Source organism: Agrobacterium sp. NPDC090283 (assembly GCF_044769685.1).
GTDB lineage: Bacteria > Pseudomonadota > Alphaproteobacteria > Rhizobiales > Rhizobiaceae > Agrobacterium.
On record NZ_JBIVYG010000021.1, the window covers coordinates 25,006 to 38,917 of the forward strand.

11 protein-coding genes are annotated in these 13,912 nt (G+C 60.5%); 7 read left to right on the top strand and 4 right to left on the bottom strand.

The window, feature by feature from the left end:
* The first annotated feature begins 32 nt into the window (after positions 1-32).
* The gene (locus ACIQUH_RS23775; RefSeq protein WP_400819727.1) at positions 33-1,319 is read left to right on the top strand and encodes an MFS transporter; all 1,287 of its coding nucleotides are present in this window, start codon (positions 33-35) and stop codon (positions 1,317-1,319) included.
* A gap of 47 nt (positions 1,320-1,366) precedes the next feature.
* On the opposite strand, the gene ACIQUH_RS23780 is transcribed toward ACIQUH_RS23775, so the two are convergent.
* The 3 genes from ACIQUH_RS23780 to mprF form a co-directional block, all read right to left on the bottom strand.
* Positions 1,367-2,695, bottom strand: a complete 1,329-nt coding sequence (locus ACIQUH_RS23780) for a telomere resolvase (RefSeq protein WP_400819729.1) — start codon at positions 2,693-2,695, stop codon at positions 1,367-1,369.
* Between the two features lie 239 nt (positions 2,696-2,934).
* Positions 2,935-4,305, bottom strand: a complete 1,371-nt coding sequence (locus ACIQUH_RS23785) for a virulence factor (protein WP_400819731.1) — start codon at positions 4,303-4,305, stop codon at positions 2,935-2,937.
* On the bottom strand, positions 4,302-6,902 hold the full coding sequence (gene mprF / locus ACIQUH_RS23790; protein WP_400819734.1) for a bifunctional lysylphosphatidylglycerol flippase/synthetase MprF: 2,601 nt from the start codon (positions 6,900-6,902) through the stop codon (positions 4,302-4,304). Before mprF ends, ACIQUH_RS23785 begins: the two co-directional genes overlap by 4 nt.
* A gap of 275 nt (positions 6,903-7,177) precedes the next feature.
* Between mprF and ACIQUH_RS23795 the strand changes: the two genes are divergently transcribed.
* A complete protein-coding gene (locus ACIQUH_RS23795; RefSeq protein ID WP_400819852.1) occupies positions 7,178-7,471 on the top strand; it encodes a hypothetical protein in 294 nt (97 codons plus the stop codon).
* A 58-nt stretch (positions 7,472-7,529) separates the two neighbouring features.
* Here ACIQUH_RS23795 and ACIQUH_RS23800 read toward each other — a convergent pair whose 3' ends face one another.
* Positions 7,530-8,570 (bottom strand): dipeptidase, encoded by a 1,041-nt coding sequence (locus ACIQUH_RS23800; protein ID WP_400819736.1) that lies wholly within the window; start codon positions 8,568-8,570, stop codon positions 7,530-7,532.
* Between the two features lie 236 nt (positions 8,571-8,806).
* Between ACIQUH_RS23800 and ACIQUH_RS23805 the strand changes: the two genes are divergently transcribed.
* Genes ACIQUH_RS23805 through ACIQUH_RS23825 form a run of 5 tightly spaced genes read left to right on the top strand, consistent with a single transcriptional unit; the run spans position 8,807 to position 13,888 of the window.
* On the top strand, positions 8,807-10,402 hold the full coding sequence (locus tag ACIQUH_RS23805) for an ABC transporter substrate-binding protein (RefSeq protein ID WP_400819738.1): 1,596 nt from the start codon (positions 8,807-8,809) through the stop codon (positions 10,400-10,402).
* Between the two features lie 2 nt (positions 10,403-10,404).
* Positions 10,405-11,418 carry an ABC transporter permease gene (locus ACIQUH_RS23810; protein ID WP_065114132.1) on the top strand — a complete coding sequence of 338 codons (1,014 nt, stop codon included), beginning with the start codon at positions 10,405-10,407 and terminating at the stop codon, positions 11,416-11,418.
* On the top strand, positions 11,415-12,317 hold the full coding sequence (locus ACIQUH_RS23815; protein WP_400819741.1) for an ABC transporter permease: 903 nt from the start codon (positions 11,415-11,417) through the stop codon (positions 12,315-12,317). Before ACIQUH_RS23810 ends, ACIQUH_RS23815 begins: the two co-directional genes overlap by 4 nt.
* A 3-nt stretch (positions 12,318-12,320) precedes the next feature.
* Positions 12,321-13,151 carry an ABC transporter ATP-binding protein gene (locus tag ACIQUH_RS23820; protein ID WP_004433197.1) on the top strand — a complete coding sequence of 277 codons (831 nt, stop codon included), beginning with the start codon at positions 12,321-12,323 and terminating at the stop codon, positions 13,149-13,151.
* Positions 13,148-13,888: an ABC transporter ATP-binding protein gene (locus tag ACIQUH_RS23825; RefSeq protein WP_400819743.1), complete on the top strand. Its 741-nt coding sequence runs from the start codon at positions 13,148-13,150 to the stop codon at positions 13,886-13,888. The genes ACIQUH_RS23820 and ACIQUH_RS23825 overlap by 4 nt, the downstream gene beginning before the upstream one ends.
* The last annotated feature ends 24 nt before the right edge of the window (positions 13,889-13,912 follow it).

The following is a 13,912-nucleotide window of genomic DNA, read 5'->3' on the forward strand; positions in this document are numbered from 1 at the left end:
GGGTGGCGCGTTCATGCGTGAAAGGGAGGAACATGTCCACAAATTATCTGAGCGCCGCGTCAGCGCGGACGAAAAACCCGGCCGGCGTTATCGCGACATGCGGCCTGATGATCATGTTTGACGGTTACGATCTGGTCGTTTATGGCGCCGTCGCACCGGCACTGCTGAAAGAAAGCGCCTGGGCGCTCAACCCGGCCATGGTCGGGCGCGCCGCCGCGCTGACGCTGGTGGGCATGCTGCTCGGAGCGCTTTTTGCCGGCACCATGGCCGATCGCATCGGCCGCCGAAAGGTGGTTCTTCTCAGCCTCGCCGGCTTTTCGGCGATGATGATCGCCTCGGCCATGACGCCGAATTTTCTCGCCTTCGAAATCACGCGCTTTTTCGCCGGCCTCGGGCTTGGCGCGCTGCTGCCGACGGTGACGGCGCTGGTGCTGGAATTTTCGCCACCGCAGCGCAGGGCACAGGCCAATTCCCTGTCCTTCCTCGGTTATCTTATCGGCGGCATCATTTCCGGCGTCATGGGCATCCTGCTTCTGGAGACCTATGGCTGGCGGCCATTGATGCTGATCGGCGGTCTGCCGCTTATTCTTCTGCCGATCTTCATGCGGTTCCTGCCGGAATCGCCCGAATGGCTGGCGAGCAAGGGCCGGCAGGCGGAGGCTGACGGCATTTGCGACAGCTACGGTCTGCAACGCATCGTGCCGCATGCGAAAATTCAAAAGGGTGGTGTCGGCGCGCTGTTTTCGGAAGGCCGGCTGCTCTCGACGCTGAATGCCTGGGGCATCCACTTCTGCTCGCTGCTGCTCACCTTCGGCATGGTCAACTGGCTGCCCACCATCATGAACAAGATGGGTTATGATATCAGTTCGGCGCTCAGTTTTTCCGTCATGCTCAATGTCGGGGCCGCGATCGGCATCCTCATCGGTGGGCGGTTTGCGGATAAGGGCAACGTCAAGGTAGTCGTGGCGATCCTGTTTGCCATCGGCGCCGTCTCGATCTTCGCCCTGACCGTCAACAAGGGTCCGCTTCTTTATGCCTTCGTCGCCCTTGCGGGAGCCGGAACCATCGGAACCCAGATTCTCGCCAATGTTCTGGTGGGCAGGCTCTACCCCGTTCATATTCGTGGCACGGGTCTCGGCTTCTCGCTGGCGGTCGGGCGGCTCGGCGGCATTGCCGGCCCGATGATCGGCGGCCTGGTGCTGCAACGGGGTCTGGCGCCCGAGTGGAACTTCTACATTTTCGGCTCGGTTGCGCTCCTCGGGCTGATGCTGACGGTGCTGACCCTGCTTTACCGCACCTCGGGTGACGCGCGGGTTTGAGGAATGAAGCTGCCGGCCGCTGGACTGAAATCCGCGGCCGGCATAGATCATGCTTTTCGGGAAACCGGCGCTGTTGTCGCCATCTGCTGCAACGTGCGTTCGTTCGTGCGTTTGGCCCGTGCCAGTGCATCGTCGCGATCTTCCGGCAGCGTATAGGTCATGTAGGACAGCGACGTTTCGAGGTCGTTGTTGTTGTGTCCGAGAATGGCGGCGAAATAGCTGTTCTTGGTCACATGCGGCGGCGCGAAATTGTGAAAGGCCACCTCGGCATAGAGGTGCCGGAGGCCATAGGGCTTCGGAAGCTCTTCCTTCGGCCAGATATCCTCGAACAGGTTAAAAACCGTGTCCCTGAGCAGCAGGCGGGTTTCGGATGAGAAATCATCGATCGACATGCCGTGCCACAATTTTCCCTGTCCGCTTTCGCGCAGGCGCCTATAGGCAGCCAGAATGGTTTCCGAGCGGGCAAGTATGGGGATTTCATAGGTAATCCCGAATTTCGTTCCTTCGCCCTGTTTCGTCTTGGCCTGGCCGTTGAACAGAAGGCTCCATTTGGAAACGCCCTTGCCATAGGGGGCAGGCGAAAATTCGGCCTGGGTAAAGACTTCATAGGGGCGGCGGCCCGTCATGCCGATCAGGCCGATTCCAATCATCAGGGGATCGGCGGACAGGAGCTTCTCGGCGCAGATCTTCAGAACCTGCCGGTAATTCTCGAAGGTGATCAGCGCTCCGTGCTTTCTGGCGATCTTCTCCATCTTCACCCGGCGCGCATCGTCATACATGGCCGCATCGCCGGTGGCGATCTTCAGCATCGGATGGTCGTCGCCGAACGCCTCGCGAATGGCGTTACGATATTTGGTGATGTAGGAGATGATGGTGGTCTGGGCTCTGCCCTTCATGGTGCTGATTTCAGCATTCCACAGGGTCTGCATCTCTTCTTTCGTTCCCATGCCGTTCATCGCCGAAATGAAATCGGCGATACGCAGCAGGACGGTCGGCTTGCGGCCGGCGGTATTGAATTCCGCCCGCTCGATTTTTTCGACGATGGAGGTCGCCACACCGGTTTTCGGATAGTCGGCCCGTTCGATATAGGTGTTCAGCCGCTCGCGCAGTTTCTTCATGTTGCAGATGGCAAGCGGTGTAGTCTTCGGCCCGAACTCGGCCTTCAGCGCATTGCGATATTTCATGATGTAGAGTTCGAGCGTCTTTTCGGTGCGGCCATTGTCGAAATGGTAGCGGACCTCGGCATCCCACAGATCGCGGATTTTTCTGTTTCGCGAGGCATCGTCGCTTTTCATCGCCTCTTTGACTTGGCTGACGAATTGATCAATGCGTTCCACGAGGACCGGAGTTTTTGTTTTTCGTTTTGCGGCGAGCATGCGGCGGCTCCCTGAACCGGTCCGGAAATATAAAATCCATGGTTGGCGATCAACAACAGAAGGGTTGCGGGAATGTGATGAACATTCGCCGCACACCGGTTTCTTTTGAATAATAGTTTAACCGATTCCGCAAGCATGACCGCGATGCGGAAAAGCATCGGCGATGCTTCGGCCGTCAAAAGATCACCAGGGGCGCCTTTGCCCGGGCTGGAGACGACGCTCGCTGAGCGTGATGCAGCTTATTTCGGCAGCCGCGTCTTCAGCGATGTCACGATACGCTTGGCCAGCCCCTCATAGTCCTCGTCAAAATGGTGGCCGCCCTCGATGCCGACCGCTTCCACGCCCTTGGCTTTCAGGCCGGGGCAGGGGTCTTCATCCTCTTCGTCCGTGCCATAGATGCATTGCACCAGCTTCGGATCGATCTTGGCGATGTCATCCAGCGTTTTGCCGCCCTTGCCTTCACCGGCAACGCCAAGCCAGCCTTCGACGGAAATCTCGAAATCCACTTCGGTCGAAAGTCCCATCAGCGTCAGTTGCACGACATGCGACTTGTCGCGGTCCGGCAGCAGATTATAGGTGGCGGGAAGAATATCGGCACCGAAGGAATAGCCGATCAACACCACATTGCGCACTTTCCATTCCTTGCGATAGGTGTCGATGATGCGGCCGAGATCGGTGGCGACCTCCTGCGGTTTCTTTTCCTTCCAGAAATAACGGAGCGAATCGACGCCGATGACGGGTATGCCCTCCTTCTGGAAAGCGCCGCCCACTTCCTCATCGAGATCGCGCCAGCCGCCGTCGCCGGAATAGATCACCGCCATGGTATCCATGACCGGGCTGGTTTCCAGAACCTTGATCGGCAGGCCGAGCGGGCTGTCGGTGTCGCCTGCGGCGTCGATCTGGTCGGACAGGGTCTGGGTCAGCACCTCGTCCGCCTTGTCATCCACGTCGGTGACGTCGATATCGGGATGCAGCTTGACGAGCGCATTGACGTGGTCGCGGCCCTTCTGGTCCGCGGCAGCCGTGAACAGCACGCTGACGGGGGCGGGCAGCGGGCCGTCGGTCAGGCCATAGACCGTTTCGCCATCCGCCTTGTCCTTGGTGGCGGGTGTGCAGAGGATTTTCTCAAGCGGCAGGCCGGCCTTGGGGTCGACGGCGATGGCTTCCCGGACGGTGGAGACGGGGCTCTGCGCGATCATCGCCAGCGCCAGAGTTCCGCCCTTGCCGATGCCGGTGAGGATGGGCTGGCGATAGCTGCTCGTGCCGGCGGTGCGCTGGATCTGCTGCGAGAGCGACTCGATGTCCGAGATCATATAGATGCACTCGTCGTCATCGGCCTCGAGCGCCTTCAGATATTCCTTGAAATCGATGCCGACCACGGCGGCGCCCTTTTCCACCAGCGCCTTGGCGCGGGTCTCGTCGGCGGCCGTCCAGCCATCGGCGTCGGAAATCAGGAAGACGCTGGCGAGGATATCGCCGTCCGGCACCATGATGTGCTCGGCGGGGATCATGCCCGTCTCATAGGCGGGCTTGTCCTGTGCGTAAACAGAGGTGGAAGCGAACAGGACGGAGGCGGTAAGAACCGCTTTCAGCATGGGGGATTTTCTCATTTTCCGATCACTCCTCTGACACCGCCGCTGATCAGAACCGTCGCATCCATCAGCGCCATGGCGGCGTCTGCGCCGTTCTGCACGGCAAGATAACGCGGTTCCCATTTCGGGTGGAACTTGGCCTTGAAGGCGCGAAGTCCCTTGAAGTTGTAGAAACGTTCGCCGTGTTCGAACAGCGTGCTGCCGATGCGATCCCAGACCGGTGCGGCATCGCGTTTCGACATGCCGGACATGGGGGCCATGCCGAGATTGAAGCTCTCATAACCCGCCTCACGCAGATATTGCATGATGCTGACGAAGAGAAAATCCATCGAGCCGCGCGGCGCATCCGGCGAAAAACGCATGAGGTCGACGGTGGCTTCCTTTTTGGTGTCCGTCACCATCAGATTGGCGAAGGCGGTGATCTTTCCATCCTTGCGCAGCACGGCGACGGGTTGCGACAGGATGTAATCCGGCTCGAAAGCGCCGAGCGAAAAGCGCTTTTCCCGGGTATTGTGGTGGGCGAGCCAGCCATCGGAGACCTGTTTCAGCTCGTCCAGAATATCCGCCACCTGTGCCTGCTCAACCACCTCGAAGGTCAGCCCGTCGCGCGCGCCGCGGCTCAGCGACTGGCGAAGATTGGCAAGCTTGCCGCCCTTCAGTTCGAATGCGGTGAGATCGACCAGCGCCAGCTCACCGAGCTTGAAGGCGCGCAGGCCCGCATCGGCGCAATGGGAGAGGAGGAAAGGCGAAATCTGGTAAAAGGCAGCGCGCGCGCCGGCGGCGCGGGCGGCTTCCACAAATTGCCAGACCAGATCCGGGAAATCATCCTCGTCGCCGACCGGATCGGCGAAGGCGATCCATGAGCGGCCCTGAATGCCATACATGATGAAGGCGTTGCCGCTTTCGGAAAACATCACGTGCTTGTCGCCCATGCGCACCAGATTGGCGTCGGCCGCATCCTGCGTCATGACGATGCCGGTGGCACTGGTGACGTCGTCGGCCTTGATGGCGTCCGGCCTGAAGGCCACCGGCCGCATCAGGCTGAAGATGGCGATGGTGGAGGAGGCCAGCACGAGGCCGAGAAGTGCGCGCAATCCGCGCGGCGCTTCCTCGGAGAATTCGAATTGCCACCATAATGTCTGGCTGTAATCCGTATCGCGATAGACAAAGAGCAGGATTGTCGCCGCGCCGGCAATGATGACGGCCATGGCGGCGAGCCAGCTTGGGCCCAGCGCCTGTTTCACCAGCGAGGCATGGCGGTTGAAGCTGCGCATATTGACGGAAAGGGCCGCGATGAAGACGCCGAGAATGGCGGCTTCAAACACGGCGATGGCCTTGAGCAGCGAGAGAACCAGCGCCAGCGAGGCGGCCACCAGCGCAATCCACCAGGCGCCGTCCAGCCGCTGCCCGAGGCCGCGCGAGGCGACGACAAGCACGAGGCCGAGAATACTCGTCAGAAAATGCGCCGCTTCGATGATGGGAAGCGGTACGAAATTGGAGAGGAAATCCAGATTGCTGTCCGGCGTCGGCGTCACGCTCGAGAAGATCAGCATGGTGCCGAGGATCATCGCGAAGGTGGATAGCAATGGCGGCGCGAGCCGCACGGCAAGCTGGCTGATATCCGAGACGACAGGCTTTGCCGCGAATTGCTTCATCTCGGAGACGAGCATGACCAGAATGGCGACCACCAGCGGCAGCACGTGGTAGATCACTCGGTAGAGAACGAGGCTTCCGAGCAGCTGGTCGACGCTGATGGCATTGCCGAGCCCCGCGACCATCACAGTTTCGAAGACGCCGAGCCCGGCCGGTACGTGGCTGAGGACGCCGAGGCCGACGGCCGTGGCGTAGATCGCGAAAAATGTCGGCCAGCCGAGATGCGTATCGGGCAGCAGCACGTAAAGCACCGAAGCGGAAGCGGCGATATCGAAGGCGGAGACGAGGAACTGGCGTGAAGACGTTCGGCTGTCGGGGAGGCGCAAACGCCATGCCCCAAGCCGGATCGCGTGCCCGTTGCGCCCGACATAGGCGGCAACGACGAGGATGGCGATGACGGCCAGTGCCGCGCCTCTCAGAACCAGCGCATCAACGCCGATGATGGCGGCAATGCGTGGTGCGACGATGAAGGTGGAGATGGCGCTGACCGACAGCAGGCCGAGCCCGAAGGACAGCGTGACGAAGGCGATGACACGGGCGATTTCGCCGGGCGACAGCCCAAGGCGCGAATAGGCGCGAAAGCGGATCGCGCCACCGCTGAGGGGTCCGAAACCGGCGGTATTGCCGATGGCATAGGCAGCAAAGGCGGTTGCCGCCATGGGCGGGAAGGGCAACTTGCGGCCGATATATTCGATGGCATTGGCGTCGTAGAAGATCAATGCCAGGAAGCTGAGAGCCGTGAAGACGATGGCGAGCAGCACGGCTGAGGCCGACGTCTCCGTCAAAGCATCGATGACGTCGTCATAGCGGACTTCGGAGGTCAGGTGATAGATGGCAAACGTCATCATCACGAAGACCAGCGTAATGGCGATCGCGGTCAGATAGGGGCGGTTTCTGGCAAAAAAGCTTTCAACCGCGGATTCCGTAACATCGGTCTGTGTAATTTCGCTCTTGTCTGCCATTTACTTTGCCCAGCGCCAGTTCCTGTTGGCGAACCACAGGATTGTGTCGCTAATTCGTTTCGGTTGCGGAAATGTGATTAGCAGAAAAGCATGAAGTGTCGATGTGAAGTTTGTGTCCGATCATGCGTGAATTCCACCAGGTTTACGGCGGAAAATACAACTATGGAATGCATGATTTGCCGGATTGTTCCGAATGGCACCAAATTGACCGTTGCGGTTGCTTGGTGGTGCCGTTTGATGCGACTACACGCTCCTTTCGATTGAAGGAGATGCCAATGAACATGCCCCTAAGAATAGTTATTTCGCTCGTCGTCGCGCTCGCGGCCGGTGGTGGATATATGGCGGTGGACAAGATGCGCGGTGCCGAGTGGGTCGTTTCGCCGCAACAGATCGCGGAGGCCAAGGCAAAAGGGCAGATGGGTTATGAATCCCGTCCGGGCACCGTGACCGTATTGCCGATCCGCAGCGAGACGGCGGATGTGCTGCCGATGAAATGGGCGTTGATCGGTGTCGTCGCCGGGTTTCTGGCTTTCCGGGCGACCGGCAAGAAAAAAGCGGCGAAAGCTTAAGGCTCTGCCGCTTTGTGTCTCCGGCGCCCTGCGCCGGAGATGGATCGCACTTTATGCCTCACGCGCCCCAGGTTTTTTCGAGCACACGGATCCAGTTGCCGTGGCAAATCTTGGCAAGCGCCTCGTCGTCATAACCGCCGTCGCGCAGGGCTTCGACCAGCAGCGGCAGATCAGCCGCATCCTTCATGGCGGCCGGAATGGTGGTGCCGTCGAAATCCGAACCCAGCGCGACGTGATCGATGCCGATGCGGTTGACGATGTAATCCACGTGGCGCACCAGCTCGCTCAGGTCGGTATCCGGGTTCTTCACGCCGTCCTGCCGCAGGAACAGCACGCCGAAATTGATGCCCGCGAGGCCGCCCGTGTCGCGGATGGCGTCCAGCTGCCGGTCCGTCAGGTTGCGGCTGTGGTTGCACACGGCATAGGCGTTGGAATGCGAGGCCACCAGCGGCGCATCTGAAATCCTGGCGATGTCCCAGAAGCCCTGCTCGTTCATGTGCGACAGGTCGACCATGATCTTCAGCTCGTTGCAGGTCTTTATCAGCCGCTTGCCGGCGTCCGTCAGGCCGGGACCGATATCCGGCGTCGAGGGAAAACGGAAGGGAACGCCATAAGCGAAAATGTTCGGGCGGCTCCAGACCGGCCCGAGCGTGCGCAGGCCCGCTTCGTGGAGAACATGGAGCGCATCCAGATCGGCGCCGATCGCTTCCGCGCCCTCGATATGGAAGACGGAGGCGAAAGCGCCTTTCGCCATGGCGTCGCGGATATCGGCGGCCGTGCGGCAGACCCTGAGCGCGCCCTTCGACTGTTTCTCGGCGCGGAACAAAAGGCCGGCCATGGCAAGCGTCGCCTTCAGCGCATCAGCCTCGTCCGGTGTCGAGAAATCACCGTTGGCGTCCTTTTCCATGCTGGGCGAAGGCACGTAGACGGCGCAGAGGCCGCCGGCGAGGCCGCCTTTCCTGGCGCGCGGCAGGTCGATATGGCCGACCGTATCGCCTTCAATCAGAAGTGTTTCAGGAGAAGCATTGCCCGAGCGCCATAACCGCAGCAGCACGTCGTTGTGGCCGTCGAAGACGGGTACGGTTTTTTGATCGGTCATGGTCATTCACCTTTGGAAACGGAGTTGCGCGGACGCGCCCGCGGGAGAGTTTTCAGAATTGGTAGAGGAAAGGTCAAGGCGGGAGCAAATGCAATCCGTGCATAGGCTCTGCCAAATTTGGAATTGGTCGGGCCTCGTTTGCTCGTGGTAATCGCGGGAAAACATAAAAAAAAACGATTGGATTGGGGCAGACCCATACCATTTTTCGAAAAATAAGGTCCGAAAGGGGATTTTCGATGATTTCAAGACGCAACCTGTTGATTGCCGGCGCTGCCGTTCCGTTCCTGTCCTATGCACGCATTCCGGCCTTTGCCGCGACACCGAAGGATATTCTGGTCGTTGCGCAGCAGCTGGACAATATGACGAGCCTTGACCCGCATGAGGGTTTCGAAGCCGTCGGCGGTGAAATCATCTCCAACATGTATCAGAAGCTGGTGCGCGCCAACCGCGAGGATTCCACCAAAGTTGATCCGGTTATCGCGAAATCCTGGGAAGCCGATGCGGACAGCAAGGTCTTCACCTTCGTGATCGGTGACGAAGCGACATTCGCGAGCGGCGCGAAAGTCACGGCGGAAGACGTCGCCTTCTCGCTGCAGCGCGCCATCAAGATGAACAAGAGCCCGGCCTTCATCATCAGCCAGTTCGGCTTCACGCCCGACAATGCCGAGACGACCATCGTTGCCGCCGACGACAAGACGGTGAAGCTGACAACGGCAAAGCCGACCGCCATCTCCTTCCTGCTTTATTGCCTCTCCGCCAATATCGGCGCGATCGTTGAAAAGAAGGCGGTTCTTGCCAATGCGTCGGGCGAAGACCTCGGCAATGGCTGGCTGCAGAAGAATAGCGCCGGTTCCGGCGATTTCATGCTGCAGGCCTGGAAGCCGAGCGAAAGCGTCGCACTCACCGTCAACCCGAACGGTCCTTACAAGGGCAATATCAAGCGTATCGTGCTGCGCCACGTCACCGATCCGTCTTCGCAGCTGCTGATGCTGCAGAAGGGCGATATCGACATCGCCCGCGACCTGACGTCGGAGCAGCTGCGTACCGTCAAGGACGATGCCAATATCGAGCTGGAGCGCAAGTCCATCGCCTCGCTGGTGCTGATCTCGCTCAACCAGGGCAATGAGAACCTTGCCAAGCCGCAGGTCTGGCAGGCGATCAAGTGGGCGCTGGACTATAAGGGCATGCAGGAAAACCTGGTGTCGCTGACGCACGAGATCCACCAGAGCTTCGAGCCGAAGGGTTTCCCCGGCGCCGTTAACGACATTCCGTTCCAGCGCGATGTCGAAAAGGCCAAGGCTTTGATGGCCGAAGCCGGCCTTGCCGACGGTTTCGAGATCAGCATGGACCACTATTCCGCCCAGCCTTATCCGGATCTGGCGCAGGCCATTCAGGCCAACCTTGCCGATATCGGCATCAAGGTGCGTCTGCAATCGGCTGAAAACCGTCAGGTTCTGACCAAGATGCGCGCTCGCGAACACCAGATGGCGCTTTCCGCATGGGGCACGGATTATTTCGATCCGCATTCCAACGCCGATGTCTTCAACATCAACAAGGATAATGGCGACGACGCCAAGTCGAAGCCCTTCCTGTGGCGTTCGCGCTTCAAGAACGACGACTTCGCCGCCAAGGCGGAAGCCGCCCGTGACGAGAAGGACCCGGCAAAGCGCGTGGAGCTTTATGAAGCCCTGCAGCGCGAGCACATGGAAAACAGCCCGTTCGTGTTCATGTTCCAGACCACGAAGACGGCAGCCTTCCGCAAGGGCGTTTCCGGCTTCGAACTCGGCGTTCTCTCCGAGGGCAATTCCTACCACGATGCGAAGAAAGCGTGACATTGAACAAGCGCGTTAAAAGCATATCGTCGATACTGAGCAGCGTCCTCCTGACGCTGTTCGGTTTGATGGTCATCACCTTCATGATCGGGCGCGTCATGCCCGTCGATCCCGTCATCGCGGCGGTCGGCGACAACGCGCCCGAAGATGTCATCGTGCGGGTGCGGGCCGAAATGGGCCTCGACCAGCCGCTGGTCGTGCAGTTCTTCCACTATGTCACGCAGGTCCTGCATGGCGATTTCGGCAATTCGATCCTGACCCGCAATCCGGTCTGGATCGATATCAAGCGCGTTTTCCCCGCCACGTTTGAACTTGCCACCGCAGCCCTCATTCTGGCCGCGCTGATTGGCATTCCGCTCGGCGTCTGGGCCGCCGTGAAGCAGGGCAAGCTGACGGATCAGGTGATCCGCGTCGTCTGCCTTGCCGGTCACTCCGTGCCGGTCTTCATGCTGGCGCTGATTTCGCTGCTCGTTTTTTACGCCACGCTTGGCGTTGCACCGGGACCGGGCCGGCAGGACATCATCTATGACGGCATGATCACGCAGGTCACCGGCCTGATGACGGTCGACACGCTGCTTGCCGGCGACTGGGACGCCTTTTACGACGCCATTGCCCATATGGTGCAGCCCGTCTGCATCCTCGCTTATTTCAGCATGGCCTATATCACCCGCATGACGCGCGCCTTCATGATCGACGCGCTGAAGGGTGAATATGTCATCACCGCCCGCGCCAAGGGGCTTTCGGCCATGACCGTGATCTGGGGCCACGCCTTCCCGACGGTCGCCGTGCAGCTCGTCACGGTTCTGGCGCTCACCTATGCCGGCCTTCTCGAAGGTGCCGTGGTGACGGAAACCGTCTTCAGCTGGCCGGGCCTTGGTCAATACCTCACCGTCTCGCTCATGAACGCGGACATGAACCCGGTCGTCGGAGCAACCCTGTTGATCGGCTTCATCTATGTCGCCCTCAACCTGCTCGCAGACGTGCTTTACAGAGTTATGGATCCTCGCGTTCGATGATGTTAGCTAATTTCAGAAACTGGGCTCTGGATGAGACGCCGCATTCCCGCACACAGGCTGCCTGGGGAAACCGGTATCGCATCTGGCTCAACCTCAAGTCCAATCCGCTGGCGGTGATCGGTCTGACCATCATCGTCCTGTTCATCGCCCTGTCGCTTCTGGCGCCGCTGCTCGCGCCCTATGATCCGGCGATGCAGAATCTCGGCAATCGCCTGGCATTCCCAAGCGCCGAACACTGGTTCGGCACGGATGAACTCGGTCGCGACATTCTCTCGCGTATTCTTTACGGCGGCCGCGTCACGCTCGGCATGGTCATTGCCGTCGTCGTTCTCGTGGCACCCATCGGCCTCGCCATCGGCTGCATCGCCGGTTATTTCGGCGGCATTGTCGATACGGTGCTGATGCGGGTGACGGATGTGTTCCTGGCCTTCCCGCGCCTCATCCTCGCGCTTGCCTTCGTTGCGGCGCTGAAGCCCGGCGTTGAAAGCGCCATTCTCGCCATCGGGCTCACCGCATGGCCGCCCTATGCGCGCCTTGCGCGAGCCGAGACCATGACGGTGCGCGGCAGCGACTTCGTTGCGGCCTACCGGCTGACCGGCGCTTCCGCCTGGCGCATCATTGCCCGGCATATCGCGCCGCTCTGCGTGCCGAGCCTTATCGTGCGCATCACGCTCGACATGAGCTCGATCATCATCACCGCCGCCAGCCTCGGCTTCCTCGGCATGGGTGCGCAGCCGCCTTCGCCGGAATGGGGTGCGATGATTGCGACGGCCAAGCGCTTCATCTTCGAACAATGGTGGGTCGCCACCATTCCCGGCATCGCCATCTTCCTCGTTTCGCTCGCCTTCAACTTCCTTGGCGATGGCCTGCGCGACGTTCTCGACCCGAAGGGACATTGAGCCATGCTGGTCGAAATCGAAAATCTGAAGATCGCTTTCCAGACCCGCACCAGCCGTTTCGAGGCGGTGCGCGGTGTCTCCATGAAGCTCGGCACTGAAAAGCTCGGCATTGTCGGCGAATCCGGTTCGGGCAAGAGCCTGACGGCGCGGGCGCTGATGAAGCTTCTGCCCTCCAATGCGGATATCCGCGCTGACAAGCTCGCCTTCGACGGCATCGACGTGCTGTCCGCCAGCGAAAGGCAGATGCGCCAGATCCGCGGCAAGCGGGCGGGGTTCATTCTGCAGGACCCGAAATATTCGCTGAACCCGGTGAAGACCATGGGTGCGCAGATCGCCGAAGCCTGGCGCGCCCATAAGGGCGGCAGCAAGCGTGCCGCCATGGAAGCGGCAATCGGCCTGCTCGATCAGGTGAAGATCCGCAATCCGCGTCAGGTCGCCTCGTCCTATGCGCATGAGGTTTCCGGCGGCATGGGCCAGCGCGTGATGATCGCCATGATGCTGGCGCCCGATCCGGAGTTGCTGATCGCCGACGAGCCGACCAGCGCGCTTGATGCGACGGTGCAGGCGGAAATCCTGCGGCTGATCGAGGAACTGGTTTCGGAACGCGGCATGGGCCTCATCCTCATCAGCCACGACCTGCCGCTCGTTTCGCATTTCTGCGACCGCGTGGCCGTGATGTATTCCGGCCGGGTCATGGAGGAGCTGAAGGCGTCCGAGCTCCTGAAAGCCGAACATCCCTATACAAAGGGACTTCTGAACTGCATTCCCTCGCTGACGCATCCGCGAGAGCGTCTTCCCGTTCTCAACCGTGATGCAGCGTGGTCCAGCCAATGATCGACGTCGATAATCTCCGTATCAAGTTCGGCGACCGCGAAGTGGTGAAGGGCGTGTCCTTTTCGGTGGAAAAGGGCGGCAGCTTCGGCATCGTCGGCGAAAGCGGATCGGGCAAGTCCACCATCCTGCGCGCCATGGCGGGCCTTAATGAAAGCTGGGAAGGGCGCATCGCCTTTGCCGGTAAGGACGCACCGCTGAAGCGCACGCCGGAATTCTTCCGGCAGGTGCAGATGGTGTTTCAGGACCCCTATGGCTCGCTGCATCCGCGCCAGACCATCGACCGCATTCTCAGCGAGTTGCCGCTGGTGCACGGCATGGACAATATTGAAAAGCGCATCCAGCAGGCCTTGTCCGACGTGGCGCTGCCGCAGGCGGTGCGGTTCCGTTTTCCGCACCAGCTCTCCGGCGGCCAGCGCCAGCGCGTGGCGATTGCCCGGGCGCTGATTGCCGACCCGCAGGTGCTGCTGCTCGATGAACCGACTTCGGCGCTCGATGTGTCGGTCCAGGCGGAAATCCTGAACCTGTTGCAGGACCTGCGCGCGGCGCGCAACCTCACCTATATTCTCGTCAGCCACAATCTCGCGGTCATTGCGCATCTGTGCCCGCAGGTTGGCGTGATGCTGAATGGCGACATGGTGGAGCAGCTGAGTGCCGGCGATCTGCGAGATGGCCGGACCAGACATCCGCATACGGAAGAGTTGCGTAGCCTGAGTATCCGGCTGGAAGAGCCGGCCTGAGATCGGGCCGCGTAGCCTACGTCG

Excerpts from the sequence above, each read along its gene's own strand:
- ACIQUH_RS23775 (WP_400819727.1), top strand. The coding sequence starts at position 33 with ATGTCCACAAATTATCTGAGCGCCGCGTCAGCGCGGACGAAAAACCCG.
- ACIQUH_RS23780 (WP_400819729.1), bottom strand. The coding sequence starts at position 2,695 with ATGCTCGCCGCAAAACGAAAAACAAAAACTCCGGTCCTCGTGGAACGC.
- ACIQUH_RS23785 (WP_400819731.1), bottom strand. The coding sequence starts at position 4,305 with ATGAGAAAATCCCCCATGCTGAAAGCGGTTCTTACCGCCTCCGTCCTG.
- mprF (WP_400819734.1), bottom strand. The coding sequence starts at position 6,902 with ATGGCAGACAAGAGCGAAATTACACAGACCGATGTTACGGAATCCGCG.
- ACIQUH_RS23795 (WP_400819852.1), top strand. The coding sequence starts at position 7,178 with ATGAACATGCCCCTAAGAATAGTTATTTCGCTCGTCGTCGCGCTCGCG.
- ACIQUH_RS23800 (WP_400819736.1), bottom strand. The coding sequence starts at position 8,570 with ATGACCGATCAAAAAACCGTACCCGTCTTCGACGGCCACAACGACGTG.
- ACIQUH_RS23805 (WP_400819738.1), top strand. The coding sequence starts at position 8,807 with ATGATTTCAAGACGCAACCTGTTGATTGCCGGCGCTGCCGTTCCGTTC.
- ACIQUH_RS23815 (WP_400819741.1), top strand. The coding sequence starts at position 11,415 with ATGATGTTAGCTAATTTCAGAAACTGGGCTCTGGATGAGACGCCGCAT.
- ACIQUH_RS23820 (WP_004433197.1), top strand. The coding sequence starts at position 12,321 with ATGCTGGTCGAAATCGAAAATCTGAAGATCGCTTTCCAGACCCGCACC.
- ACIQUH_RS23825 (WP_400819743.1), top strand. The coding sequence starts at position 13,148 with ATGATCGACGTCGATAATCTCCGTATCAAGTTCGGCGACCGCGAAGTG.